This window comes from Paraburkholderia sp. BR10872 (assembly GCF_040965835.1).
Lineage (GTDB): Bacteria > Pseudomonadota > Gammaproteobacteria > Burkholderiales > Burkholderiaceae > Paraburkholderia > Paraburkholderia nodosa_A.
In genome coordinates, this window is record NZ_JBFRCN010000212.1 from 1 (window position 1) to 251 (window position 251).

The following is a 251-nucleotide window of genomic DNA, read 5'->3' on the forward strand; positions in this document are numbered from 1 at the left end:
TGTCCAGCTCGCGCATCGTCATTGTTATCCGTTCTGTTGCCGCCATTAAAGCTCCCAAACACTGGATTCCCAGCGATCTGTTAGCTTACGATCGTCCAAAAAGCGGACATCTGAACTTGGCTAAAAGGGGGTGCGGCGGAATTCTTGGACTATTAGGAGCTGGCCCATGTATTCATACGAAGAACGCATCCGAGCGGTCAAACTCTACTTGAAGCTTGGAAAGCGCCTCACCGCGACGGTTCGTCAGTTGG

The 251-nt window shown here is 51.8% G+C and carries 1 protein-coding gene; it reads left to right on the plus strand.

Annotated elements, in window-relative coordinates:
• The coding region (locus AB4Y43_RS40725; protein WP_368730317.1) for a hypothetical protein at positions 1-212 on the plus strand (212 nt) is incomplete at its 5' end.
• Between the last annotated feature and the right edge of the window lie 39 nt (positions 213-251).